General features: G+C 61.7%; 23 protein-coding genes and 1 pseudogene. 11 read left to right on the top strand and 13 right to left on the bottom strand.

Going from position 1 to position 26,056, the window contains the following annotated elements; translation table 11 throughout:
• Positions 1 to 3 precede the first annotated feature (3 nt).
• The 4 genes from J2J99_RS23345 to J2J99_RS23330 all read right to left on the bottom strand — a co-directional run bounded on the left by J2J99_RS23345 (position 4) and on the right by J2J99_RS23330 (position 4,932).
• Positions 4 to 2,178, bottom strand: a complete 2,175-nt coding sequence (locus J2J99_RS23345; protein ID WP_168300376.1) for a TonB-dependent siderophore receptor — start codon at positions 2,176 to 2,178, stop codon at positions 4 to 6.
• 171 nt (positions 2,179 to 2,349) lie between these two features.
• Positions 2,350 to 3,150 (bottom strand): ABC transporter permease, encoded by an 801-nt coding sequence (locus J2J99_RS23340; RefSeq protein ID WP_168300375.1) that lies wholly within the window; start codon positions 3,148 to 3,150, stop codon positions 2,350 to 2,352.
• Positions 3,151 to 3,152: 2 nt separating this feature from the next.
• Positions 3,153 to 3,947, bottom strand: a complete 795-nt coding sequence (locus J2J99_RS23335; protein ID WP_168300374.1) for an ABC transporter permease — start codon at positions 3,945 to 3,947, stop codon at positions 3,153 to 3,155.
• A gap of 1 nt (position 3,948) precedes the next feature.
• Entirely contained in the window at positions 3,949 to 4,932 is a 984-nt protein-coding gene (locus J2J99_RS23330; protein ID WP_168300373.1) for an ABC transporter ATP-binding protein, read from the bottom strand.
• Between the two features lie 383 nt (positions 4,933 to 5,315).
• Between J2J99_RS23330 and J2J99_RS23325 the strand changes: the two genes are divergently transcribed.
• Positions 5,316 to 5,990 (top strand): L,D-transpeptidase, encoded by a 675-nt coding sequence (locus J2J99_RS23325; protein WP_168300372.1) that lies wholly within the window; start codon positions 5,316 to 5,318, stop codon positions 5,988 to 5,990.
• 14 nt (positions 5,991 to 6,004) lie between these two features.
• Entirely contained in the window at positions 6,005 to 6,544 is a 540-nt protein-coding gene (locus J2J99_RS23320; protein WP_168300371.1) for an OmpA family protein, read from the top strand.
• A 78-nt stretch (positions 6,545 to 6,622) separates the two neighbouring features.
• Here the strand turns inward: J2J99_RS23320 and J2J99_RS23315 are convergent, their stop codons facing one another.
• From J2J99_RS23315 to J2J99_RS23305, 3 genes are all read right to left on the bottom strand, one after another.
• Complete coding sequence (locus J2J99_RS23315; protein WP_168300370.1) at positions 6,623 to 6,763, bottom strand: hypothetical protein; 141 nt, start codon at positions 6,761 to 6,763, stop codon at positions 6,623 to 6,625.
• A gap of 13 nt (positions 6,764 to 6,776) precedes the next feature.
• Complete coding sequence (locus J2J99_RS23310; RefSeq protein ID WP_168300369.1) at positions 6,777 to 7,247, bottom strand: Hsp20 family protein; 471 nt, start codon at positions 7,245 to 7,247, stop codon at positions 6,777 to 6,779.
• Between the two features lie 306 nt (positions 7,248 to 7,553).
• Entirely contained in the window at positions 7,554 to 10,031 is a 2,478-nt protein-coding gene (locus tag J2J99_RS23305; protein WP_168300368.1) for a glycoside hydrolase family 3 C-terminal domain-containing protein, read from the bottom strand.
• A 112-nt stretch (positions 10,032 to 10,143) separates the two neighbouring features.
• On the opposite strand from J2J99_RS23305, the gene J2J99_RS23300 reads away from it, so the two are divergent.
• A complete protein-coding gene (locus J2J99_RS23300; protein WP_168300409.1) occupies positions 10,144 to 10,779 on the top strand; it encodes a TetR/AcrR family transcriptional regulator in 636 nt (211 codons plus the stop codon).
• A gap of 32 nt (positions 10,780 to 10,811) precedes the next feature.
• On the opposite strand, the pseudogene J2J99_RS23295 reads toward J2J99_RS23300, so the two are convergent.
• Together J2J99_RS23295 and J2J99_RS23290 are read right to left on the bottom strand one after the other, a co-directional pair.
• Positions 10,812 to 11,072: pseudogene (locus J2J99_RS23295) on the bottom strand (Gfo/Idh/MocA family oxidoreductase); the annotation flags it as partial.
• A 127-nt stretch (positions 11,073 to 11,199) separates the two neighbouring features.
• Positions 11,200 to 12,081: an alpha/beta hydrolase gene (locus J2J99_RS23290; protein WP_168300367.1), complete on the bottom strand. Its 882-nt coding sequence runs from the start codon at positions 12,079 to 12,081 to the stop codon at positions 11,200 to 11,202.
• A 120-nt stretch (positions 12,082 to 12,201) separates the two neighbouring features.
• Here J2J99_RS23290 and J2J99_RS23285 point away from each other — a divergent pair, with 120 nt between their 5' ends.
• Positions 12,202 to 13,116, top strand: coding sequence for a LysR family transcriptional regulator (locus tag J2J99_RS23285; protein ID WP_207600975.1), 915 nt, complete (start codon positions 12,202 to 12,204; stop codon positions 13,114 to 13,116).
• A 202-nt stretch (positions 13,117 to 13,318) separates the two neighbouring features.
• On the opposite strand, the gene J2J99_RS23280 is transcribed toward J2J99_RS23285, so the two are convergent.
• Both J2J99_RS23280 and J2J99_RS23275 read right to left on the bottom strand, forming a co-directional pair.
• Positions 13,319 to 16,345: an alpha-mannosidase gene (locus J2J99_RS23280; RefSeq protein WP_168300365.1), complete on the bottom strand. Its 3,027-nt coding sequence runs from the start codon at positions 16,343 to 16,345 to the stop codon at positions 13,319 to 13,321.
• A gap of 183 nt (positions 16,346 to 16,528) precedes the next feature.
• Positions 16,529 to 17,083, bottom strand: a complete 555-nt coding sequence (locus J2J99_RS23275; RefSeq protein WP_168300364.1) for a P-loop NTPase family protein — start codon at positions 17,081 to 17,083, stop codon at positions 16,529 to 16,531.
• Between the two features lie 149 nt (positions 17,084 to 17,232).
• On the opposite strand from J2J99_RS23275, the gene J2J99_RS34125 reads away from it, so the two are divergent.
• Entirely contained in the window at positions 17,233 to 17,421 is a 189-nt protein-coding gene (locus tag J2J99_RS34125; RefSeq protein WP_168300363.1) for a hypothetical protein, read from the top strand.
• Between the two features lie 176 nt (positions 17,422 to 17,597).
• Here the strand turns inward: J2J99_RS34125 and J2J99_RS23270 are convergent, their stop codons facing one another.
• On the bottom strand, positions 17,598 to 18,038 hold the full coding sequence (locus J2J99_RS23270; protein WP_246735408.1) for a hypothetical protein: 441 nt from the start codon (positions 18,036 to 18,038) through the stop codon (positions 17,598 to 17,600).
• Positions 18,039 to 18,179: 141 nt separating this feature from the next.
• On the opposite strand from J2J99_RS23270, the gene J2J99_RS23265 reads away from it, so the two are divergent.
• Positions 18,180 to 19,319 carry an ROK family transcriptional regulator gene (locus J2J99_RS23265; protein WP_168300362.1) on the top strand — a complete coding sequence of 380 codons (1,140 nt, stop codon included), beginning with the start codon at positions 18,180 to 18,182 and terminating at the stop codon, positions 19,317 to 19,319.
• On the opposite strand, the gene J2J99_RS23260 is transcribed toward J2J99_RS23265, so the two are convergent.
• A complete protein-coding gene (locus tag J2J99_RS23260; protein ID WP_168300361.1) occupies positions 19,316 to 20,362 on the bottom strand; it encodes a Gfo/Idh/MocA family protein in 1,047 nt (348 codons plus the stop codon). The genes J2J99_RS23265 and J2J99_RS23260 overlap by 4 nt on opposite strands.
• A 351-nt stretch (positions 20,363 to 20,713) precedes the next feature.
• On the opposite strand from J2J99_RS23260, the gene J2J99_RS23255 reads away from it, so the two are divergent.
• The 5 genes from J2J99_RS23255 to J2J99_RS23235 all read left to right on the top strand — a co-directional run bounded on the left by J2J99_RS23255 (position 20,714) and on the right by J2J99_RS23235 (position 26,051).
• Positions 20,714 to 22,012 carry an extracellular solute-binding protein gene (locus J2J99_RS23255; protein ID WP_168300360.1) on the top strand — a complete coding sequence of 433 codons (1,299 nt, stop codon included), beginning with the start codon at positions 20,714 to 20,716 and terminating at the stop codon, positions 22,010 to 22,012.
• A gap of 106 nt (positions 22,013 to 22,118) precedes the next feature.
• On the top strand, positions 22,119 to 23,048 hold the full coding sequence (locus J2J99_RS23250; RefSeq protein WP_168300359.1) for a carbohydrate ABC transporter permease: 930 nt from the start codon (positions 22,119 to 22,121) through the stop codon (positions 23,046 to 23,048).
• Positions 23,045 to 23,887: a carbohydrate ABC transporter permease gene (locus tag J2J99_RS23245; RefSeq protein WP_040112498.1), complete on the top strand. Its 843-nt coding sequence runs from the start codon at positions 23,045 to 23,047 to the stop codon at positions 23,885 to 23,887. Before J2J99_RS23250 ends, J2J99_RS23245 begins: the two co-directional genes overlap by 4 nt.
• Before the next feature lie 42 nt (positions 23,888 to 23,929).
• Entirely contained in the window at positions 23,930 to 25,168 is a 1,239-nt protein-coding gene (locus J2J99_RS23240) for an ROK family transcriptional regulator (RefSeq protein ID WP_168300358.1), read from the top strand.
• A gap of 28 nt (positions 25,169 to 25,196) precedes the next feature.
• Entirely contained in the window at positions 25,197 to 26,051 is an 855-nt protein-coding gene (locus J2J99_RS23235) for a sugar phosphate isomerase/epimerase family protein (protein WP_168300407.1), read from the top strand.
• Positions 26,052 to 26,056: the final 5 nt, after the last annotated feature.

The raw sequence follows: 26,056 nt of genomic DNA, 5'->3' as shown, positions 1-26,056 counted from the left end.
GTGCTACCACCGATACTTCAGGGTGCCGGTCATGTTGCGGCCCTGGCCGAGATAGCAGAAGCCCTCATTGCAAACGGTGTCGCGTTCATCGGCAATGTTGCGGATGGCAAAGGCCGCCGTCAGGCCTTCGTATTTCTTGTCGACCGCCCCGAAATCATAAGCGGCGGAGGCGTCGATGTAGAAGCTCGAAGGATTCTTCGACGTATTGGCCGTATCCGTCCAATTTTCGCTGACATAGCGGACACCGGCGCCAACTGACAGACCATGGAGGGGATTGGTTTCTTGGAACGTATAGTTGGCCCAGAGGCTTGCTACATGCGAGGGGGTTAGGGCAGGCGTATTGCCCTCGTTTTCACCGCCTCCCGTCACTTCTGAATGATTGTAAGTGTAGGCCGCGATAAGATCCCAGCCATCGGCTACCGCCGCGCGGGCCTCAAGTTCGATACCCTTTCCGGTCACTTCACCGAGCGAATCATAGGCAAAGGTCAGCGGATCGACCAGCACCGGCTTGTTCTTTTCGACGATGTGATACGCAACGGCCGACAAGAGGATGTCCGAGCCGGGCGGCTGGTACTTCACACCGAGCTCGTACTGTTCACCCTCTGTCGGCGCCAGGATCTTGCCTGAGGTCGACCGGTTGGTCACCGGATCGAATGAGGTGGCATAGGAGACGAAGGGAGCAATGCCGTTGTCGAAGAGATAGAGTGCACCGGCTTGCCAGGAGAAAGCGTTCTTGTCGACTTCCTCCGAGCTGATCGAAGGCAGTGTCGCATCGCGCGTTTGGTTCACCCATGTTTGCCGGCCGCCGAGATTGAAGCGCCAGTTTCCAGCCTCGATCTGGTCAAGGGCATAAATGCCGACCTGCCGCATGTCGGCCTTGGAGGCCAAGATACTATAGTCAGGCGTATCGCCCGAGACTCCATAGGTCGGGTTGGCGATATCGAAGTCGAATGCCGGATCGGCTGCTCCTGCGCCATAGCCAAAGCTCGATTTGAGATTGGTATAGTCCAGCCCGAACAGCATCGTGTGAGCAAGCGGGCCGGTATCAAACTTCGCCTCGAGCTGGTTGTCGAGCTGGAAAACGTTCATCTCGTCCCGGATCGCATTGGTGCCACGATGTGCAACGGTCCCTGTCCAACCGGTAACGCCGAGGTAGCGAGCCCTGAGATCGAGATGCGAATAACGCAGGTTCTGCCGGAAGGTCAGGCCATTGTCGAATTCATGCTCGAATTGATAGCCGATCTGCTGCTGCTTGACCTTCTGGTGGTCGTAGTCGGGATCACTCGCCCTGAGTTCGTGAACCGTACCGTCCAGGGTCGTAATCGCGCCGACGTTGGAGTCGGTTTCGTCAGCCTGAGCCAGGCCGTAAACCGTAAAGGTCGTGCCCTCGTCCGGTTTCCAGGTGAAGGACGGCGCCAGGAAGTAGCGGTCGTCTGCAATATCGAAATTGGTGTCGCCGCGGCGGGCGAGGCCGACGATGCGATACAGGAAATCGTCGTTGTCTTCGCTGATCGGCCCGCCGAAGTCGAACATCCCCTGCAATCGATCCTCGGTGCCGTAGGTGATGCCGACTTCCCGGATCGGCTCCTCGGTCGGAAGCTTCGATATCTTGTTGACGAGACCGCCCGGCGATCCCGCACCGTAGAGAACGGAAACCGGTCCCTTGATCACCTCGACACGCTGCAGCTGATAGGGATCGGTGCGGAACATGCCGTAGTTGATATAGGGCTGACGCAAGCTGTCGCGAAAGTCGCCGACCGTCGTGATGTTGAAGCCGCGAATGTAGATCTGGTCGAAACGCGGATCGAAACCGTTCGGGCCTGTCGTCACGCCGGCCGTATAGCGCACCGCCTCGATGACCGTCTGCGCGCCGCGCTGCTCGATTTCTTTCTGGGTGGTGACCGAGATCGAACGCGGCGTCTCGACAAGCGGGGTGCTGATCTTGGTCGCGCCGGCGCTGTTCTTGGCGGCCACCGACGTTCGGTCGGCCTTGCTATCAGAGGATGCACCTTGAATGATGATCGGTTCCAGCGTCGTGGCGCTGTCGCCAGTGGTGGCGCTCTGAGCGAAAGCGGACGATGCTGAAATACTGATCACCAGGATCGCTGTCGTCGCGGCGAGGCTATCTCTATAGATTTTTGGTAGATCCTTAGAAACATTCAAAAAAACATGCGGCATTGCACTGTCCCTGCGTCACGGATGCGGGCGGAACCTATGTAGCGAAATGGGCCTTGTCAACATAAGATGATTATTTTTCTCATCTTTAAATCGATAATTTGCGGGTTCCCGGCATTCCCGACCAGGTTGCACGCAACATCAAGATCTGAGAGCGCATTTCCCTGCGGCCTATCAGCCGCCGACGCCCTGGTAACGCCGGATCCCGAAGCGCCAGAAGGAGGCGGCTATAAAGGCGGCAACGGGTCCGACGGCGACGGCCACAGGGGCTGCGGCATGACCGAGATAAGGAACCGGCTTTCCGATCAACGCGGCGACCGGCACATAGGCCATGTAGGCAAACGGCAAGCCGGAAAGCAGCAGAAATTGAAGCGGTGCGGCAAAGATCGTTATGGGATAGCGGGAGAGTTCCCAAAAGTCGAAATATATGCCGAAAAGATAACGCGCGCGCCGCAGCACCAGGGCGGTCGCGCCGATCAAGGTGATGACCGAGCCGGTCAGAAGCGCCGCACTGAAAAGGCTGGCCGCCAGCTGTAATATGGTCAGCATGCCCCAGTCGATCGTCACCTTGGGCAAAGCCCAAGCCATCAGGCCCACACCCAGGATGACATGGCTGCCATACTCGATGTTGAAACCGGAGAACGACAGAAAGGCCCATATATTCATCGGCCTGGTCAGCAGCGTATCGAACTCGCCATCCCTGACGATTTCGTCCATTCGGCGCAGCTGCACGAAGGTGAAGCACGCCCCGAGCGCATAACCCAGCGTGTGAAAGCCCAGCAGCAGCGCCATGTCTTGCCACTGCCACCCGCCCATGCCGCCAAATCGCGTGAGGATGATCCAAAGCGAGGCGAAGGCGCCGGCGTAACCGAAACCCTGCGAGACCCAGGCAAGGGCGAGTGCCACCCGATATTGCAGCCGGGTCCGCATACGCAGCCGCATCAGATACCAGGCGAGCGCCAGCGTTTCCTGCATGATCAGCCTCCCTGCACCACAATCCGGCGGCAGGCGCGGGACCACAGCACCGCGATCAGACCGACGAGGCCGCCGACCCAGCAAAGCCCGATGACCAGATATGTGAGCGACGAGACGAGATCGAGCTGACCGAGATAGACGGCCATCGGATAATAGGTGATCCAGGCGAAGGGCAGCACGTGGGCGGTTTCGGCGAGCACCGGCGGAAAGAACCATAGCGGCACGAGCCCGCCGGACAGGAGCGCCCCGAATCCGCGCATGAACCATTCCAGCGAATGCGCGTCGAAGACCCAGAAGGACAGAAGACCGAACAGGATCGCGATCAACAGAAGCAGCGTCGTGGAGACGGCCACATAGCCGATGAAAAGAAAGCCATGCGCGAAGCTCGCCGGCGGCAAAAGCCCATATAGAAGCGAGAATAGGATGATCACCGGCGTGCAGACGACGGCGAAGTTGAAGAGCCGCGGCCCGAGATTTTCGGCAAACAGCATCAGCGGAAAGCTTGCCGGCCGAATGAGCGTGTTGCCGATCTGGCCGGTGCGGATCGCCGCGCCGATTTCCCGCACGACCAGTGCAGCATCCCAGTTCGACAGCAACGTAGCCCCGATGATGGAATAGGCAATCATCTGCGGCAGCGTGATGCCGGCCACGGCATGTTGGTCGCTATAGACGGCCTTCCATATCGAAATACGGGCGAAGACTTCGATGATGGCGCCCAGGATCATCGAGAGGATTTCGGCACGATAGCCGGTCTGCTGGCGGACCGCGGCCACCGCAAAAGCGACAAAGCTCCGCATCTCACCCCCTCGCCTGATAGTGCGTGCGGATCACTTCCTCGATGCCGGGCTCGTGCAGCCGAACGTCGCGAAGCGCGGCCCTGGCCGTCAGCGCGCCCATCAGATCGATCAGGGAGCGACCATCATCTGCCAACAGAAACTCGCGCACCGCCCCCTCTCCGCCGAGCAGCTCGGCTCCTGCCAATGAGACTGCGCCGGGTTCGCCGTCAAACTCCAGCGTCAACCGTCGTCTCGCGCCGAAAGTCACGCGCAACTCCGCCAGCGGACCGTCGAACAGAAGCCGACCTTCGTCCACCATGATCAGCCGCGGGCAGATTTCCTCGATATCCTGCAGGTCGTGCGTGGTCAGAATGATCGTCGTGCCGCGTTCTCTATTCGTGCGAGCAAGGAACTTGCGGACGACGTCCTTGGCAACGACGTCGAGCCCGATGGTCGGCTCGTCGAGAAACAGGATTTTAGGCTCATGCATGAGCGCCATGGCGATTTCGGCGCGCATGCGCTGGCCGAGGCTGAGTTGACGCACCGGCCGCTCGATGAATGAGGACAGCTGCATCATCTCGACCAGTTCGGCCCTGTTGATGCGAAAGGACGCATCCGGCACCCGATAGATGCGGCGGTGCAGCTCGAAGCTCTCGGCAAGAGGCAGGTCCCACCACAACTGGGTACGCTGCCCGAAGACCACACCGATCTCGCGCGCATTGGCGATCCGATCCTCGACAGGCCGGCGACCGAGCACGCTGACCTCGCCGGAGGAGGGCATGAGGATGCCGGTCAGCATCTTGATCATGGTCGATTTGCCCGCGCCGTTCGGCCCGAGATAGCCCACTGCCTCCCCCGCCCCTATCGTGAAGGAAATCTGCTCCACGGCGTGCACAGGCTTCGTCACCGGCGCGATGAAGTTGCGCAGCGCCCCGACCAGGCCCGGCTGCGGAACCCGCTGGCTAAAGGTCTTGCTTACGTTCTTGGCACTGATGATCGGCAGCATGAGGAAATCCGGCAAATTGGGACGACCCCGATAAGAGAGTCTCATGAAAACTATGCAACGGATGCGGCCTGAGATAGACAATTCTTTTGATACAACCGATCAATCGTCGGAATGCCGGGGCTGCGAGTGACACCATGCGCGACCGCGGGTGCTGCTGCCGCTGTTCGACAAAAGGATCAGGACCGGTCGCACCCTTCTTTCCATTCCAGTGATCCCGTGAGGAATTGGTACAATATGCTCGAAGCGGAGTAACGGCCTGAGCGATACATATCCGAGACCCTCGCCTCGATGATCTTGATCAGGACAGGAGTTTTCTATTGAGGCAAATGAAAAATCTGGTTTACTGGCACTTCGCTTGTTGGCTTTCAGGGGGAACGTGGCCGATGATGTGGAACCGCAGGAACATTGTGCTTGGGGGATTGGCGTTGCTTGGGAGCGGCGCTGTTCGGAAACCGGCGCTCGCCGCCGCATCTTCTTATTTTGACGGCACGGCCGTCGATAACGGCGTAACGTATCGCAGCACCAATTTCTCCAAAATCGACAAGCGGTGGCACCGTCAGGTCGTCAAATATTTCAGCAGCGAGCCGATCGGCACCGTTGTCGTCGACACCAGACACCATTTCCTCTACGTGATCATGGAGAACAAGACCGCCATTCGCTACGGCGTCGGCGTCGGCCGCGAAGGCTTCAAATGGTTCGGTCGCGCCACGATCGACGCCAAATCGCTCTGGCCGCGCTGGACGCCGCCGCCGGAGATGCGCAAGCGCCATCCCGAACTGCCGGAATTCGTCGATGGCGGTTCACCGAAAAATCCGCTCGGACCTCGCGCCATGTATCTGCATCGTGACGGCGTCGATACCGGCTATCGCTTCCACGGCACGCTGGAGCCATGGAGCATCGGCAAGGACGCCTCCAGCGGCTGTATCCGGATGTTCAACGAAGACGCCGTCGATCTCTATCAGCGCTGCCCCATCGGCACGGCCGTGCAGGTTCTGCCGCACATTGCCGACCAGGCGGATAGTACCGCTCAGCTTGGCCAAGCAGCCCCGGTCGAATGAGGAAGATGACCCCGATGCCCGCTACAACAGCATATATGAGGCGGCTGGCGGCCGCGGCCACGCTCTTGGCGCTCACCGCCTGCACCACCGCTCCCGATGTCGCCTCGCTGGAAGAACCTGCCGTCGCCCCGATGACGGGCCAGACCAACGATCCCGCGCCCGGTTTCGAGAATGTCGCAGCGGGCAGCGAGGAGGATTTCATTCTCAATGTGGGCCGGCGGATCTATTTCAAGGAGGATTCTGCGGCCCTCGATTCCGTCGCCATGGCGACACTGGACAACCAAGCGGCCTGGCTCAACAAAAACCCGAACTGGCTGCTCAAGCTGCAAGGCTTTGCCGACGATTCCGGCTCCCTTTCGACAATGCAGACGCTGTCGCAGAAGCGGGCGGATGCGGCGATGGCTTATCTCGCCTCGAGAGGCGTGGACCCCAGCCGCATGTGGGCCAAGGGTTACGGCAACGACCGCGAAGTCCGCGATTGTACGGAGCGCTCGTGCAAGGTGCAGAACCGGCGCGTCGTCTCCAATCTACGCGCCGCGCGGGAGACAAGCTGATCATCGCTGAGCGTCACCTCAGCCGACCCAATAAGAAGGGCCGACTTCGCGCCGGCCCCAGTTGATCCGCAGGCTTTTTCAGGTGCGTGCTTCCAAAACGGCGCTTGCGGTCGGCAGCTTGCCTGCCGGCTTCGAAAGCAGCGCCTTTGCTGCATCCTTTGCGCCGCTTGAGCGACGTTTCCTGATCTGCACGATGAACGGCTTTATCCGGGACTTCATGAAGAAGCTCTCCTTAAGCCACCTGACGCTTGGCTTCGATCTGAAGAGGCGCCTGCTGAAAGGAGCCGTCGCCGATGGCGATCTTGCGCGGTTTCATCGCTTCAGGCACTTCGCGCTTCAGCGCGATGGAAAGAATACCATTGGTCAACGATGCATTCTCGACCCTGACGTGATCGGCCAGTTCAAAGCGGCGCTCAAACGTGCGACCAGCGATACCGCGATGCAGATATTCACCGTCTTTCGCTTCGGCCTTCTGCCCCTTCACCACGAGAACGTTCCGCTCCTGGGTGATGTCGAGGTCGCCCTCCGCGAAACCGGCAACCGCCATCTGAATGCGATAGTCGTCTTCGCCCGTCTTGACGATGTCATAGGGCGGCCAGGCATCGATCGCCTGCAGACGCTGCGCATTGTTCAGAAGATTGAAGACACGGTCGAAGCCGATGCTGGACCGATAAAGGGGGGCGAAGTCGAATTCGTTTCTCATAGCCATATCCTCCGTAAAGCAACATGGGTGGAGACGCGTCGGAAACCTGCGTCTCCGCTCTGATCATCGGCCCGCTTTTGCGCTGCCGACGAAAATGATCTGGTTTCAGGTGATTTTCGATTCAAGAGGTGCGTCAAAAAATTTCAGCATGCGTTTACCGCAAGCCAGAAAGCCTCTTGAACGTTGCTTTTTGCTCACTCAAATCGTTCGACACCTGAAGATGTTCTTCGATTGTCTGTGAGGTTTCGGGAGAAATCTGATGACGAGCAAAGGCATGACCGATGCCGATGACGCCTTTAGCTCGAGTTAAGGAAGCCCGTGGTCGCTTGACGGCGTCAGCACGTAGCCCGATGGCGAGGGCAGGTCGATCACAGATCTTATGTCGGCAGCATTGGCCGCCACGATCAGCTGATAATCGCCCGGCTCCACCCGGAAGGCGCCGGCCTCGATGTCGAAATAAGCGAGATCTCGCGGCAGGATCTTCAGGACCGCTGTGCGGGTCTCGCCGGCCCGCAACGAAAGCTTGGCGAAGGCACGCAGTTCCTTGTCCGGCCGCTCCACCTTGGATTCTGGCGGGCGCACATAGAGCTGGACCAGCTCCGCTCCGGCCCGGTCGCCGATATTGGTCAGATCGACACTGATCGTCACGCCTTCAGCTCCCATTTCGCGCGCCGACAGCCGCGGTTCGCTCCAACGGAAGCGGGTATAGCCAAGGCCGAAGCCGAAGGGGAAGAGCGGTTCGACGGCGCGTGTATCGTGATGGCGGTAGCCGACGAAGACGCCTTCGGCATAACGCACATGACCGTCCTTGCCGGGATAGACGGTCGGATCGCCTGTAATGGCGGAATTGTCGGTCAGCGCCTTGGGGAAAGTCTGCGGTAGGCGCCCGCCGGGTTCGGCATCGCCGAACAGGACGTCGGCGACGGCGTTGCCGAGTTCCTGACCGGGATACCAAATCTCAAGCACCGCGCGGACTTTGCCGAGCCAGGGCATTTCGATGGGGCCGCCGGTCTGCAGCACGACGACGGTGTTGGCGTTGGCGGCGGCGACCCGTTCGATCAGTTCCTCTTGCCGGCCCGGAAGCCGCATGTTCGGTAGATCCAATCCTTCGGTATCCCATTCGCCGTCGCGGCCGACGAAGAGCAGCGCCACATCGGCATTGCGCGCCGTCTCGACGGCGGCTTCGATATCGGCCTCGCCGAGCGGCTTCTCCACACCGAAGCGGACGGCGATGAGGTTGATGCCCTCCTCGGTCGCGGTCGACGGCTCATATTCGACGCTGAGCTGATAGGACCGGCCCGCTTCGAGGGCCGCGCTGCCGCGCTGCTCGTCATTGGCGGTCCCGAAATAATTCTCGCCGCGCGTCCAGCCTTCATACCCATCGACCGTCAGTGCGCCATCGACGAAAAGCCGCGCCAGCCCGGCATTGGTCATGCCGAAGACATGCTCGCCGCTCTCAGCAGGCGCGAACTGCATCGTCATCCGGGCGGAGAAATCAGCGGGATCGAGTTCGCCGGAGGGCAGCTCGAACCAGAAGAACTCACCCTTGTCGACCGTCTCGACATGGAGGGGATTGCCCTTGCAGCCGCGCCCCTTGAAATATTCGACCGTAATCTTTCCCTTGAACACGTCGATCAGGCGGTTATGGCGGCAGCCCACCGCGTGGCTGATGCTGTTGGCATTGGAAAGTGCAGCGCGAATGCCTTCGAGCGGGCTCACCGTATAATGCGCCGCGATCTGCGCGCTGCCGCCGCCCATGACGCGGGCGCTCGCCGCATTGGGACCGATGACGGCGATTCGGTCGAGAGAGGTCTTGGCGAGCGGCAGAATGCCGTCGTTTTTCAGGAGCACCGCGCCCTCTGCCCCGAGACGCCGGATCAGCGCCCGGTCCTCCGCCAGGTCGACCGCCCGCTCGGTGAGATCAGGCTTCGTCTCGAAGGCGCCGACGCGCTCCAGCAAAACCAATATGCGCCGCGCCGCGGCGCGTACCGTGGCGGCTTCGACCTTGCCCTCGCGCACGGCGGCCACCAGCTTCTCGCCGCGGTCGCGCGCCGGACCCGGCATTTCGAGGTCGAGCCCGGCATTGATCGTCTCGGCGGTGGAATGCGAGCCGAACCAGTCGGACATGACGATGCCGTCGAAGCCCCATTCCTCGCGCAGCACCTTGGTCAGCAGCCAGTGATGCTCGCTGGTATAGGTGCCGTTCAGGCGGTTATAGGAGGACATGACCGCCATGACGCCGGCGCGGCGCACCGCCTGTTCGAAGGGCGGCAGGTAGATTTCGCGCAGCGTCCGCTCATCGATATCGGACGACATGGTCTGGCGCTCGATCTCGGATTCATTGCCGGCAAAATGCTTGATCGTCGCGGCGACGCCCTCGCCCTGCACCCCGTCGATATAGGCGACGGCAAGCTCGGCCGTCAGCATCGGATCTTCGGAGTAGCATTCAAAATTCCGCCCGTTGAGGCCGGAGCGGTGAATATTCACCGTGGGCGCGAGCAGCACGGCCGCCCCCTTGCTCTTTGCCTGGCGGGCAAGCGCCGCACCCATCTCGCCGACAAGACCGGGATTCCAGCTGGCGCCGAGCGCGATTGCGACGGGAAAGCAGGTCGCCTTGACGCCCGCGACCAGCGAGCCGGCGCCGCGTGCGCCGTTCGGCCCGTCCGTCACCTTGATCTTCGGCACGCCGAGACGCTCGACCGGAACGGTCGTCCAGAAATCGGCGCCCGAGAGCAGCGATACCTGCTCCTCGAGGGTCATCTTGTCGAGAATGGAATCGATCATGCAAGCCTCCCGGGGACAATCCTTAAACCTACCGATTACTCGGTATTTTTAAGATGTCAATCGCTCAAGCCTGATGTATGGAATGGAGAGCATGGAAAAGGCACCGGGAACGATGGCGGAATTGACGGAACAGAATGTCGGAGAGGAGAAGCGTCGGAGGCGATCCCGCAAGGGGGAGACGCGCCGCGCGGAGATCCTGGCGGCGGCGATGCGGCGTTTTGCCGAAGACGGCTACCAGAATGCGGCGATCGGCGATATCGCCCGCGATGTCGGCCTGTCGCTGCCCGGCCTGCTGCACCATTTCCCGACCAAGGTCGATCTGCTGCTTGCGATCCTCGCCAAGCGCGATCTCGACAGCGCCGATTTCATCGGCCACTATCGCGCCGATCTCAGCGGCCTGCTCGAGGGCATGGTCGAAATCTTCCGCCGCAATGCCGGTATGACCGAGGTCATCAGGGCTTTCGCCATCCTGAATGCCGAGAGCCTGATGAAGGACCATCCCGCCAAGGCCTGGTTTCTCGACCGCGCCACCGAGATGCAGCAGCATATCGCCGCGACCTTCGAGCGAGCCGCCGCCGAGGGCGCGATCGATGCCGGCATCGACGCCAAGGCCATGGCCGCCGAACTGATCGCCGTCATGGACGGCCTGCAGATGCTCTGGCTGCGCGATCCCGACCGTTTCGACATGGTCGGCGGGCTGGAAGCCTATGTTATCAGGTTGCTGGCGAGCCTCGGCCTGAAGGAATGAGCAGGCCCGGACACGGCTACCCGACACTGCGGCAGAGTCGACCTGCTTTCCTCGACAATCTCGAAGCAGGCATTGATGCGGTCGACCGACAGGGATACCGGCTTTTCGCGGAGAATGGCCTTGCCGGCTCGCGCCGCCGCCTCGATGAGATCGGCGTGGCTCGGCGCGATGAGGATCGCATCGACGTTCTGGGACTTGATGAGATCCTCCGCCTCGGCAACCTCGGCGCCCGTCCGCGCGGCAAGCTCTTCAGCTGAAGCCTTGATGGCATCCGCGACATGAACAAGCTTCGCATATAGTGGAGATGATTACCGGAGCCCGTGCCGTCGAAGCTGTCACCTTGCCAGCTCACCTCGTTCCCAGACTATCCGCTTGATTGCCGGTTTTAAGAGGAAGCGCGCCGGATGCCAACTTACCGCATCATGCACCGTTAAGTCCGTTGGGGCGCGTCGCGCCTGGAAGGGAGCAATCTTGCAAGCGTGCCAGCCAGTCCATGATCCTGCTGACTGCTTCTCGATATCTTTGCCCGACCAGCAGACCCGTATGCGTCGTGCCGGGAAGACCCAGATATTCGCCGCCGATATGCCGTGCCGCCGCCCGGCCGCGCCGATCATCGTCGTCATTGCCAACGGCTGAGATGACCAGGCTGGGACAGGCGATGCGGGCTCCGTCGACGGAAACGCCCTTCGCTCCGAAATGAAAGGAGAAGGCGCCGAAAGCCTTGCCTGACTCCATCGACAGGTACTTCCGCTGGAACGCGATATCCTCGCAGGTCTCATCGGCGCTGAATTGCTCGCCGCGCGCCGGCGCGGGCACGACGAGACCGGGCGCCTGCGGTGCGAGGCCCTGATAGGGCACTTCGTCATGCACTTGCCTGCAGATGCTGGAATCGATCAGCACCAGCCCGGCAATCTCGACGCTTTCCGCCAGTTTCTGGCTGAGAATCCCGCCCATGCTGAAGCCGATCACGACGGGCGGACCTCCGCTGTCATCGACCACTTCCGCGATCGCCTCTCGGATATCTTCCAAGTAGTCCTCGAACGTGAGCTGCGTGAAGTCGACCGATCTGCTTTTGTAGTGGCCCCGCAGATTGATGCAGTAAGAGTCCCATCCTGCTGCCATGAAATGCGGGATGTATTTGCTCCACATCCAGCTCCCGGTGAAGGCGCCATGGACGAACAGCAAAGGCGGCCGGCCGGGCTGCTGCGAGCCATGGTACCTATGGAATATCTCCAGGAAGAGGTCATTCTCTCCGATAAATTTTTCCCCGTGTTCAGGCAATTCCTTTGCATAGTCCCGCATACCATCCATTCCTTCAAGTTGGCCAGCAATCGGATAAAAAGGATATTTGTTACGCAATATTGATCAATGGGAGGACATGGACTTACATAAAGGAAAAAATGTCCTCAATCGGATGTGGCCGTGGATAGTCTCGCAAGCGTCGTCGCCTTCGTTCATGCCGCCGAACAGCAGAGCTATGTCGCTGCCGCGCGTCTTGCCGGCGTTTCGCCGTCGGCGATCGGCAAAGCGGTGGCGCGCCTTGAAAGCCGCCTCCGCGTGCGGCTTTTCAACCGCACGACGCGCAGCATCAGCCTGACCGAGGAAGGGACAGTCCTCTACGAACACTACAAACGCGTCCTCGACGACATGCAGGATGCGGAGGCGGCCGTGTCCAAGGGCCAGGACCGGCCGAGGGGCCGCCTGCGCATCAGCGTTCCACATATCGTCGGCCACCATCTTCTGATGCCGATCCTGCCGAGCTTCGCCGCGCGCTTCCCCGAGATCGAACTGGACATCGATTTCGAAGACAGGGTCGTCGATCTTATTACGGAGCGGCTGGATGTCGTCGTGCGCAGCGGCGAGCTTGCCGATGCGCGGCTAATCGCCCGTCGTCTCGGCGAGCAGCATTTCGTCGTCTGCGCAAGTCCCGCCTATCTCGAACTTCACGGACAGCCGGAGACGCCTGACGATCTCTCCCGGCACGCCTGCATTCACTTCAAATACCCATCCACCGGCCGTACCGCGCCCTGGGCGTTCCGCCCGCCGCACGAGCGGCTGCTTCTGCCGAAAAGCCTGACATTCAACAATACCGATGCCGGGCTGCGGGCGGCCAGGGATGGGCTCGGCCTCGCGCATCTGCCCGTCTATGTCGCCGAGCCGCATATCCGAGCCGGCACGCTGGTCCCGGTCCTCACCGCCTTCATGGTGCCCTTCGGTTCGCTCTCGCTCGTCTGGCCGTCGAACCGTCAGCTTTCACCAAAAATCCGCGCCTTCGTGGATTTCGTGGTCGAGAATTTCGCCGCCCGGCCCGAGGCTTTTCGACCGGCGGCAAACTGATCACGATTTCTTCCGCACAAACAGGCCCGCTTTCAAGAGCCGACCGTACGCGGTTCCGTCACAACTCCTCCCAAGGCGACAGCGGCCGCGTGCCTCAGAAGGCGCTGGCCGGCGAGGTCACCGGCCAGCGCCTTCGGCGTCGCGTAGCGGCATCAGCCGCGGCCGCTTCAAAGCGACCAGGCCGCCCCCCGGGGAAGGGCGATCAGCCCTTCCGCAGCCTCCAGGTCCGGATTTCGAACGGCATGATGTCCTCGGGCCCTTGGCGCTCCATCGGCTCTTCGAGAATGTTGAGCGGCTGCGACGCGTTCCATCCGGAAGGCAGCTCGAGAGAGAGCCTGCCACGCCGGCCGGCGGGTTCGTACAGGCGCAGGATGAGGCCGTCGCCCTCTTCGGCGGGCTTCAGGCCCGAGAAGGCGACGGGCGTGCCGGAGACGGCGAGCGGCGCGAAAGTGCCGGCGGAAAGGCCCTGCGCTTCGGCGGTCACGAGCGGCTGGTTGAGATCGAGCGCCTCATCCAGCACGCCGCCCTCATGCCAGGCGCCCTCATGCGGCATCAGCGCATAGGTGAAGCTCTGCTCGCCTTCGTCGGCCAGCGGATCGGGATAAATCGGACCGCGCACCAGGCTCATGCCGATCACATTGCCGCGGGCGCTGTGGCCGTATTTGGCATTGTTGAGCAGAGCAACGCCGAAGCCCGGTTCGCTGATATCGACAAAGCGGTGGGCGACGGCCTCGAACATCGCCTGCTCCCAGGAGGTGTTGGTGTGAGTCGCCCGTTCGACCACGCCGAAGGCGCATTCGAAGGTCGCCTTGCGCGACCTGACATCGACGGGATTAAGCGTGCGCAGCAGGGTGCGGCGGTCGTGCCAGTCGATCGTCGTTTCGATGTCGAGCCGCTTGGCGTTCGCCGTCAGCACGTAGGTCTGCGTGACGCTCGAATTGCGGTAGCGGTGGACGACGCGGATGGCCGCGCGGTGCGGGCCGGTTTCGACGAGGCTGATGCTTTCGGGCGCTTCGAGACGGACGGCCTTTTCGGCATAATCGGCATCGATATCCCAGGCATCCCAGTTGCGCGGCTTGTCGGCCGGATAGACCCAGAGCTGGTTGGCCGAGCCGTCGACCGCTTCGCGGCCGCTCGCCTTGTGGACGAGGCTCGCGACCGCGCCATCCTTGCCGATCACGACGGCGAGATGATCGTTCTCCAGGCAGTCGGAGGTTGCCTTCAGCCCGCCCGCCGGCTGCAGCGCCTGCCTGTCGAAAACGGCGACGGACAGGGGGGCGACGATGTCGGCGGCCGAGACGACGGTGCCGTCGGCGAGCGTGGCGCTGAGGGGCCGCGGCGCAAGCGACGGATTGACGACGACGAGAGCCTTGCCGACGCCGCTCTTCGGCAAGTTGGCGGAAAGCGCCTGCAGGGCCTTTGCCTGCTCGGACCTGGCATTGTCAATGACGCCGCCGAGCTCCTGCTCCGCATCCTGATAGACCTCGCGGATGCTCGAACCCGGCAAGATGTCGTGGAATTCGTTCTTCAGCACGACGCGCCAATCCGCCTCCAGGCTTCTTGGCTTTTCGGCTCCGAGCATATGGGCGAGCGAGGCCAGCGTTTCGGCGGTGATCAGCGCACGTTCGGCCTGCCGATGTTTGCGCTTGACGCCGCTTTGCGTCGTCAGCGTCGCCCGGTGCAGTTCGAGATAGATCTCGCCGTCCCAGACGGGCAGGCTCTTCTCGGATGCGGTGCGGTGCGCATCCTCATAAAAGCCTTTGACCGTGCCCCAGCGCGCCTGCGGGATGGCCGGAAAATCGCGCAGCTGCACTTCGCGCTCCACCATTTCAGGCGTCACACCGCCGCCGCCGTCGCCATAGCCGACGGCGAGAAGCGAGGCGTGATGCTGCACCTTGCCACGGAAATTCTTCCAGGTCGGAACGTAGCAATCGGCCTGCACGAAGCCATTATAGCCCTGCATCGGATTGTCGAAGGTGTGGGTAAGAACCTTGCTGCCGTCGAGGCCCTTCCACCAGAAAAGGTCGGAGGGAATATGGTTGGTCTCGCTCCAGTTGACCTTGATGGTGAAGAAGCTGTCGATGCCGCCTTGTCTCAGGATCTGCGGCAGGGCGCCGGAGAAGCCGAAGCAATCCGGCAGCCAACAGACCGAGTGGCGCGCGCCGAAAGTCTTTTCGAAATAGCGCTGGCCGTAGAGAACCTGGCGGGCGAGGCTCTCGCCTGTGGGCATGTTGGTATCGGGTTCCACCCACATGCCGCCGACGGTTTCCCACTTGCCTTCCGCGACCTTCCTTTTGATGCGGTCCAGAAGCTCCGGATCTTCCTCTTCCATCTGTGCGTAATAATGCGCGGTCGACTGGTTGAAGCGGAAATCGGCCGAGCGCTCCATCAGCGACAGCGCCGTATTGAAGGTGCGCCGCATCTTGCGGCGCGTCTCGCGATAGGGCCAGAGCCAGGCGAGATCGATATGCGCGTGGCCGGTCAGCACCAGCTCACCATTCTGTGGGAAGCGCTTCTGCAATTCCTTCAGCCGCGCCGTCAGCGCCTCGAAGGCCGACGCCGCCGAAGCGCTTTGCTCGTCGGAGAGGCCTGCCGGGTTCTCCGCAAGCTCAGGGAGCTCCCAGATCTTCTGCTGCATGACGGCATCGGACGTGCGGGCGACGTAAGCGGCGGTATCCGACGGCCAGTCGAGACTGCGCAAGCTCTGCTCGGCCGCATCCATCATATGCGGCACGACTTCATGCTCGCCGAGCACCTCGATCGCCTCGGCCACCTGCTTCAAGAGAAGGTGCAGGCGATGCGCCGGGCCATCGAGCCGGATCAGCCGGGCCTTGTTCAGCCGCGGCGCCCGGTTCGGTTCGCCGAAGGGAAAGCGCGCGACGCTTTCCGTCGCAATCGAAAAACGCTGGCCCTTGACCGGAAATTCCTGATGATAGGGATCGAGCCCGAAGGTCTCGCTCTGTCCATCCGGATAGCTCAGCGTGATCAGGCTCTCGCCGCCGAGATCGAGCTGCAGGCGAATATCCTCGAGCGGCCAGCCCTCCGGCGCCTCGGCGCGCGCGGCAAAATGCACGACGCCTTGTCGATGCGGCCAATCCTGATGATGGCCGATCGGCTCCCCCTCGAAGGTCCAGCCGTCGATCGGGCTGCTCTGGCGATCGCGCCAATGCGCCAGCTCGGCAATGCGGACTTTGAGGCGATCGAGGCGTTGGGCAATGGTCAGAGGCATGGCTTATCCCTGTTGAAAGATCGGCGGAGACGACCCGTAATCATGGCTTTGGGAGATGAAGATGGCGCGAGAGAGATCGCGATTTGCCGGCCCTCCTCCCAGCGGTTCCTGCTGGCGCTTAGATTAAGTAACTTTGATTTGCCGTCAAGTGGGGAGGTTGGGGTGAAGCAGAGTACCGCCGCGTCACCTCGACGTCAAAAAAGGACCTTGCTCCGACCGCCTTGTGCCGGAAGTGAGAGTGAAGCTCAATATACGCGAGGCTGCCTGCTCCACCGACATGGCAGAGGTGTCTAGAATCTCGCATCCATGCGCCCGCGCCTCCCCTCTAAGATAATTCGCCCAGTCCATCATCTCGGGATTAGCGAGTTCGGGCTGTTGCCGGTCGAAAGTCAGCCGGGTGGCTCTTGTGGCATCATCGCAATCGACAAGGATCGGAACATAGTCGTGCCAAGCTGCGGCCATCGCCCCCTCGGCCAGGAACGAAAGCCGAGTTTGGCCTTCGAATACGACCCGCCGTCCTGACGCTGCAATCTCAGCAATCCTCTGCATCCATTCAACGGTCTTGGCCAACTGCCAAGCTTCGCCCGATCCATATTCTCTCATCATGTCCTCGGCGCTCGGCACCCCGATCGCGTCAAAGAAGAGAACATCCGTATTGTCTGGAGCGCGCTCGGCAATTGCGTGAGCGATGGTCGTCTTGCCGGAACCTGAGGCTCCAATCAGTATGGCTGCGGGCATGGTCTCCTCCGCTCGGAAGCCGGCGTCTAGCTTTCAACGAATAACGGAATCTTGATCGGACGCAACGGTTTACCGCTCGCCGCGTCGGCCTATCTGAAGAGCAATCACACTGAAGACGCTGGCTCTCAGCCAGCGATGGGGAGGGTGGGATGCTCCAGATTCGCAAATCATTGGCAGCCGCAGCAGCCGTCGTCGCGGTTGTCGTGTCCTTGTCTTCGTGCACGACCAGCTCAACCGATTCGGTGCAAACCGGCTCGATTGGATACAGCAGCGTCGACTTTGGACTCAGACCTGCCTGCCGGGACGGCTTCGGCAACGATCGTCCCTGCAGCTATTAGTAGCAACCGCTGCTTGGAAGTGCGTGGGGTCCTATCGTGAAGATCCAGGAGCCATCCGGACTGAGTTGGCATTCACTCCAAAGCACTATCTGCCAAGCCCGGGTTGCCGAGGCTTTTTGTGCCTGATCCGTCGAAGCGATCTCGGCAAACGTTAGCCGACTGGCATTCGCAATGCCTCACTCGCCGTAGAGGCCAATTCCGATGACGGCGGTTATGACAAAGACGCAGAATCCAACGGCAATGCCTGCGAAAACTCCAGCAGCCAATCCGGTCATCTTAGCAATAAAAACAGTAGCTGCCGGAGGCACCACCAGCAGAAGGAACGCTTGCACGACACCGAAAGCGCTATCATGGATACCTTCGGCGACCCATTGGAGCGCAGTGACCCACAAAAATATGCCGCCGAAAACAATCGAACCAGCGCAGGCACCTAGAGTCCAGCCGTAGCGTCTTGCCACATTCGCCAGCTCCCAGAGAGCGGGAGGCAAGGCGAGCATCCACGTGATAAAATCGATCAACGTCCGCATCCGCGGACCTTTACGCAGAAATATTTCGAGCCGGTAAAGCTGACCGGCCAAAGTCGAGACATCGAAACACTCCACGTAGCGGCCTCCCATGTCGTGGGCCTCTGGGGCACCCAATGACGCAGCGTTGGCTTCGAGCAACGAACCCGTTGGTTATACGCGTCTATTGGAAAATCGTTACGAACACCTGCAAGCGTGCTACACAGCCGAGATAGTGCTCTAGGAAAGACGGTCATGCGGTTTCTTCGGTCAGGGCCGCGTCGGCTTCACACCCAGGAGATGGGCGGTCCGCGCGCCAAAACGGTTGGTCTGAGGTCGGGCGAGATCGCCGACCGGAATATTCGCGTCATCCTGGAGGCGATCCGCCGGCATGGGCCGCTGACGCGCACCGAGCTTGGGCGCCATAGCGGGCTGACGGGGCCCGGCATCACCAATATTCTGCGGCGGCTGGCGGATGAGAAGCTCATCACCTCGAACCGCCGCAACGGGCTCGGCGGGGGCGCCACGGCGACGGAATTTGCGCTGCGGCCGGAAGGCGCCTTTTCGGTCGGCGTCAAGCTTCGCAAGACGCGCGGCGAGATCGTGCTCGTCGATCTGAGTGGCCAGGTGCATGAGCGGGCCTATTTCGACGTCGAGCCGGCGGAGAAAGTTCAGCTAGTTCATGCGGCCGTCCGTGACATGGTCGATCGGCGTGCCGGCATGCCGGTCATCGGGCTCGGCATCGCCACTAACGACTGGACGGAGGAGGAAAGCGACGCGATCGCCGCGATGTCGACGATCGCGCGCCCCTATGTCGAGAACGAGTGCACGGCGGGCCTTCTTGCCGAACGCACGATCGGCAGCGCCCTGCCGGAGGGCGGGCTCGCGATGATCATCATCGATGACGACGTGCAGGCGGGCTTCCTCATCCGCGGCATTCCCTATTCCGGCGTGCACGGGCGGGCGGGCAGCATCGGCGAAATGCTGACCGGGCCGGACAATGTCCGGCTCAACACCGTGGTCGGCTTCGGCTCGCTGCGCGCGCGCATCGGCGAAGAAGATTTCGTCCGGCTGCTGAAGGGCGAGGAATTCGCCTGTCCCTTGCTGTCACAATGGATCCGCGAGGCGGCGGGCCATCTGCTCGACCCGATCATCGCCATGGCCGGTTTCTTCGCCCCGAGCACCGTCATGATCGGCGGAGATCTGCCGCAGGGCGTGATCGAGGCGCTGATCCATCAGCTTTCGATCGAGCGGCGCGATACCTCGACACGCCCCATCATCACCCCGTGGATTTCGCCGATGCGGCCGGCAAGCTTCAGCGGCGGCGGCGTGGCGCTCGGTGCGGCCCTGCTGCCCTTCCTCAACACGCTGCTGCTGCCGCCGGCTTCGGCCTAAGTGAGTGCCTCGTCCTTGTGGCTGAGGTCGGAGGCCAGCGCCTTGTCGAGCACCTTCTGGATATTCGCCGCACGCCGAAACGACGGCTCCTGGGTCTTGCCCGCCCGCACCGCCTGGACGAAACGCTGGTAGTTCGTCTCGACGGGATCGAAGGGCACGTCGCGCCAGCTCGCCGTGTGCACATCCTCCCCGAGGCAGGCGCGCAACGTCGATTTGCCGGTATCGTAGATCATCTCGACCGAGCCGGTTTCGCCATAGACCCTGAGGCGCAGCTGGTCCATCTGGCCGGCGGCGGTGCGCGTCGCCTGGATCGTGCCGATCGCGCCATTGGTAAAATCGACGTTCATGGTGAAGCTGTCATTGGCGTCGAGATCATATTCGCCGATCTTGTGGCCTGGCGCCTTGTCGAAGGTCTTCAGCCGGGCGAAGACGTGGGCGACGTCGAGACCTGAGCCATAAGAGGCGAAATCGACAATGTGGATGCCGATATCGCCGAGCGCGCCGTTCGAGCCGTGTTTCTTGCTCAGCCGCCACAGCCATTTGCTTTCGCTCTTCCAGTCGCCCCAATGGCGGCCGACCAGCCAGCTCTGCAGATGCGACGCCTCGACGTGGCGCACCGCGCCGATCTCGCCGGCGAGCACCATCTGCCGGCCTTTCTGCAGCGCCGGCGAGTTGCGGTAGGTGAAATTGACCATGCCGACCTTGCCCGCCCGCTCGATCGCCTCAGTCATCTCCATGGCTTTCACCGCATCGGTGGCAAGCGGCTTTTCGCAGAATACATGCTTGCCGGCGGCGATTGCCTGCAGCGTCGTCGGATGGTGGATGTTGTCGGGCGTGACATTGGCGACCGCATCGAACTCGCCCCAGGCGAGCGCATCCTCGAGCGAGAGGAAATGATTGGCGATGCCATGTTCGGTGCAGAAGGCCGCGAGCCTTTCCGGAACGACATCGACGCCGCCGACGACGCTGACACCTTCGATCGCCTTGAAGCGCGCCGCGTGCTGGTTCGCCATGCCGCCGGTGCCGAGAATGAGTAAACGCATCTTCTCCTCCACAGAGTTGGGTATCCGGCTGCAGCCGGGCAAAAACCGCCGCTCGCGGTCACGGTCACCCGCGATCGCTCGGGCTCTTCCTCGGGAAAATTGCGGGGTGGATGCGCCGCGCGTCCGGTGGACGCTCCATCACCTCGATCCGGCGCATGACCTCGCCAAGTCGCCTCGATTTTCGCCGGCAGCGCGCTAGCTGCTGTTGAATGTCGCCAGCATCTCGATCCTCCCAAAGCTCTGGCTTGACATCAAATCAAAGTTACTTAATCTAATTAGTGCAGCACGGAAATGAGGAGAGGTCAACTGACCGCCAGGCTGTAATCGTTCAAAATGGGGAGGAGACCCAGCATGAAGAGCGCGACCGTCAGCGCATTGGCGCTGAGCACTATCTTATTTTCAGCATCCGCCATTTTTGCCCAGGAACTTGCCACCAAGGACCGGATCGGCCTCGCCGATGCGGCCAAAACCCTCGTCGTCCGCCTGACCAACGACAGCCCGAATAATTCCGATCCCGCCATCGCCGAGGGCTATCAGAAGCTCTTTGTCGAATTTATCAAGAAGCATCCCGAGTGGAAACTGCAGATGCAGTTCATGTCCTCCGACATCGGCACCGAACAGGCCAAGATGCTGGAGCAGGCCAAGGCCGGCAACGCGCCGGATTGCGCCGCCGTCGACTCCTTCGTGCTGTCGCAGTTCATGGTCAACAAGGTGCTGGCCGATTTCACGCCCTACTTCTCGAAGGAAGAGGTGGACGATCTCTTCCCCTTCATCCGCACCGGCATCACCGACAAGGATCAGACGGTGCGCGCCTGGTGGTGGGATACGGACCTTCGCGTGCTCTACCGCAACAAGTCGATTGTACCAGATGCCCCCGAGACCTGGGACGACCTGAAGAAGGCGGCCCTTGCCTCCACCAAGGAAGGCATGGAAGGCGTGCTCTTCAACGGCGGGCGCTGGGAAGGAACCACCTTCGACTGGCTCGCCAATTACTGGGCGCTCGGCGGCAAGCTCGTCGACAACAGCGGCAAGCCGGTGTTCGGCGAGGGCGAGAACAAGGAGAAGTTCCTGAAGGCGCTGAACTATTTCAAGGATCTCGTCGATTCCGGCGCGGCCCCCAAGCGCGTCAGCACCATCGCCAACTACGACGACATGAACGCCGCGGCGGCAGCCGGCACGACCGCCCTCTTCATCGGCGGCAACTGGCAATATGCGCAGCTGAAGACGACGCTCGAGGAAGACGAATTCAAGAACTGGACCTTCTCGCCGATCCCCGGCCCGACGGCCGATCAGCGCTCGACCGGCACCGGCGGCTGGACGATCGCCTCCTTCAGCAAGGACAAGGACAAGGTCGAGATGTGCGCCAACCTCGCCCGCGAGGTCTATATGGGCCCGGCCAACGCGCTGCAGCAACAGTTGCCGACGCGCAAATCGCTGTTCGACAAGTACGAGGTCTTCTCTACCGAAGCCAACAAGACCTTCGCCGAGGCTCTGGTCAACGGCCAGGCCCGCCCCGGCGTGCCGATCTATCCGGAGATATCCAACCAGATTCAGATCATGATGGGCGACGTGCTCTCGGGCACGAAGAAGCCGGAAGAAGCTCTGGATGCCGCATTCAGCGCGGCGATGGAGGCTTACAAGCGTCTGTAGCCCCAGGCGTCGCTAACTCTATGTCCAAGCGTCGGTGACGCTTCAGACAGCGGCGGCGCCTGCCCGCGGGCGTCGCCGGCTTTGCCAAATCAGGACAGAGAAGCCAATGAGCCCCATTGCCATCGAGGCCGGCAGCCCGCCTCAAAGCAGAACGTTCATGCGCCGGTTCGCCGGCGCGCCCCTGCCCTGGATCATGCCCGTGATCATCGTCATCGGCATATTCTATCTCTACCCCGTCATCGATGTTTTCCGGCTTTCCTTCACCAATGCGACGCTGATCGGCGACAATCAGGAATACACGCTGGGCTCGATCACCAATGCGCTGAGCTCGCCGCAGCTGCCCGACATTTTATGGGCGACGCTGATCTTCGTCGGCGGCAGCGTCATCGGCCAGCAGATCCTCGGCCTTGCGGTGGCCGTCACCGTCATTCGCGGCGAGAAACGCGGCCTGTTCGGCACCACGATCCTGAGAACGACGGCGCTCGTCGCCTGGGTCGTTCCCGGCATTGCCGGCGGCATCATCTGGCAGATGCTGTTTTCCGAAGCGCCCTACGGCGCGCTGAACAGTATATTGCGGCTCACGCACATGCCGACCGTCGCCTGGCTTTCGGATCCGGCGATCGCGCCATGGTCGACGCTGATCTCGAACATCTGGCGTGGCACGGCCTTTTCGATGGTCGTCATGTATGCGGCGCTGAAGGCGATCGATCCCTCGCTTTATGAAGCCGCCGAAGTCGACGGCGCGACCGCCTCGCAGCAGTTCTTCTTCGTCACGTTGCCGCAGCTGCGCGCCGCCATCCTCGTCAACATGATCCTGATCACCATCCAGACGGTGAACACCTTCGATGCGATCATCACGCTGACGGGCGGCGGTCCGGGGCGGGCGACCGAGGTCATCTCGCTCTATGTCTTCAACATCGTCTTCCGGAACTACGATCTCTCCGGCGGCAGCGTGCTTTCCGTGCTGATGCTGATCATCAGTCTCGGGCTCGCCTTCATCTATGCCTCGTTCCTGCCGAAGGAGGAACAGCAATGAGCCAACGCACTGGAACACGGCTCGGCGATGCCATGAGCTATCTGTTCATGCTGGCGATGTTTATCTTCTTCGCCGGCCCCCTCACCTATCTCCTGTCGATGGCGATGCGCGACAAGCGCGAGATCTATCGCGGCGCGGCGCGCTATATTCCCAACAATCCGACGATCGACAATTTCATCACCGTCCTCAACAACAGCTATTTCCCGATCTATCTCTGGAACGGCCTGAAGCTCGCCGCCTTGAGCGGCTTCGGCGTGCTGATCGTGGCGCTGCCGGCGGCCTACGCCTTTTCCCGCTTCAATTTCCGCGGCAAGGGCCTGTCGATGATGGGGCTGCTTCTCTTCCAGATGATCTCGCCGCTCGTCATCATGGTGCCGCTCTACCGCTACATGAACCGTCTCGGGATGCTGGACACGCATTTTGCCGTCGTCATGGTCTATATCGCGCTCGGCGTTCCCTTGGCGACCTGGCTCTTGAAGAGCACGGTCGACGGCATTCCGCGCAGCCTCGACGAGGCGGCGATGATCGACGGCTGCAACCGGTTCTCGGTCTTCTGGCGCATCATCCTTCCGCTGTCGGCGCCGGGCATCGCCTCGGTCTTCATCATCACCGTCATTGCCGGCTGGTCGCAGTTCCTGGTGCCTTTCCTGCTGCTCACCAAAAATGACCTGATGCCGATCGGTGTCGGAATCTTTAACTTCCGCGGCATGCAGACCGACTCGTCCATCCAGCTGCTTGCCGCCGCCTGCCTGATCTCGGTCGTTCCGGCGATCGTGGCATTCCTGTCGCTTCAAAGGCTGATCCTCGGCGCGATGACCAGCGGCGCGGTGAAGGGATGAGATTGTCTGCTTCACCCTTGACGCGTGAGGAAGGATAAACGCATGAACCAGACGCTCGGCGCCAGGCTCTCCCCGGATCTGACGGGCGCCAATGTCGAAGATGCGGGCGAGCACAACAGGGCCGTCGTCCTGCGCTGCATCCATCGCCAGGCGCCGATCTCGCGGGCGGAAATCGCAAGACGGACCGGTTTCACCAAGCCGGCCATCGCCCGCATCGTCGACCGCCTGCTGAACGAGGGCCTCATCATGGAAGCCCGTCGCCGGCATGGGCTGCGGGGCCAGCCGGCAATCGAGCTCGAAATCAATCCGGACGCCTATTATGCAATCGGCATCAATATCGACCGCGATCACCTGACGATCCTCGCCGTCGATGCCGTCGGCAATGTGCGCGCCCGCGTGCATCACGAAAAGCGCTTCATCTTGCCTGGCGAATTCATGCAACTGACATCGGACGCGATCTCGCATTTCCAGCGCAGCCGCCTGATCGACGATGCGCGCCTTTGCGGCATCGGCTTGGCGGTGCCGGATTGGCTCGGCGAAATCTCGCTGCTCGGCAAGCCTGACGCCTATCAGGAATGGACGGAATTCGACGTGCGCGCTGCACTCGAGAGCCTGACGCAACATCCCGTCTTCATCGAGAACGAGGCCAATGCCGCAGCCCTTGCCGAGCTCGATTACGGCCTCGGCGCCGAAAGCAGCAGCTTCTTTTATATCGCCATCAACGCCTGCCCGGGCGGCGGCCTGGTGCTCGACGGCAACGGCCATCGCGGCGCCATGGGCCTTAGCGGCGAGATCGGCTGGCTGCCGATCGCCGACGGCCGCGATGGCAAGGGCCAGAAGATCCAGCTTCTCGGCGAGATCTTCTCGCTGTTCTTCCTCTATGACTTCCTTGCCAAACACGGCATCGACGTCAGCGTTCCCCAGGACCTGCTGACGCTCGACGCGCAAGGCAAGCGTCTCGTTTCGCAGTGGCTGAAGAAGATGAGCGCGCATCTTGCAGTCGCCGTCAGACATATCGCCATGATCGTCGATCCCGATGCCGTGCTCGTCGGCGGCAGGCTGCCGATCCGCATCGTCGATGAATTGCTGCGTTATGTGCACGAACATCTCGATGCCGGGGATACCAACCTGCCGTCGCTGCATCGCGCCTCGATCGGCGAAGACGCCTCGGCCATGGGCGCGGCGGCCATGCCGATGGCGGCCGCCTTGATGCTTGCATCGGCCGACGTCGCCCAACGCGCGCGCTCGCCACTGAAGAACATGGATCGCTTGAACAGCTGAAACGGGCAAAAAAGCCCTGGAGGATATGGTGAAGATCGGCTTCTATACCTCGACATTCAATGACCGCCCGCTGGAGGAGGTGGCAGACTTCGCCGCCTCGGCCGGTTTCGACTCCATCGAGATTGATGTCGGCGGCCATATCAAGACGCCGGACCGGGTGGCGGGCGCCGTCTCGCTTGCAAGAAGCCGCGGCCTCTTCGTCTCTTCTCTCACCTATTTCGGCAACCAGCTCGATGCCGACCGCGACAAGCGCCGGGAGCTCAGGGCAAGGACGGCGGAATTCGCCCAGGCGATCGGCGAAACCGGCGTGCCGATCTTCGTGATCTTTCCGGGACGGGATGACGGTGCGAGCGAGGAGACCAATTATGACGACTTCGCTGACTTCGCGAACGGGCTGATCGAGGAGACGCGATCCTCCGGCCTGTGCTTCGCCATCGAAAACTGGCCGGGACCGAGGGATAATTTCATCGGCACGACGCCGAAGGGCTGGCAGGAGCTTTTCGCCAGAATCCCGGCTAACCGCTTCGGGCTCGAATTCGATCCCTCCCACCTCATCCGCATCGGCGTCGATCCCTATCACGCGATGGAGGCGGTGAACGACCGCATCGCCATTCTGCACGCCAAGGACACGGCGATCGACAAGCAGGTCCTGCAGGCGATCGGCTATCACGGCAGGGGCTGGTGGCAATACAAGCTGCCGGGGCTCGGCCTTCTCGATTGGCCGCGTTTCCTCAGCCAGGCACGCGGACATGGCTTTAACGGCACGCTGTCGATCGAGCATGAGGACGCCGCCTATGGCTGGCCGGGCAAGGATCTCGCCGCGCGCCAGGAGGGCGAACGCCTCGGCCTCGATTATCTCAAAAGCGTCTTGAACGGACTTTGACGGCG

The sequence above is a fragment of the Rhizobium binae genome (genome assembly GCF_017357225.1).
GTDB classification, from domain to species: Bacteria; Pseudomonadota; Alphaproteobacteria; order Rhizobiales; family Rhizobiaceae; genus Rhizobium; species Rhizobium binae.
This window is presented reverse-complemented; position numbering and strand designations above follow the sequence as displayed.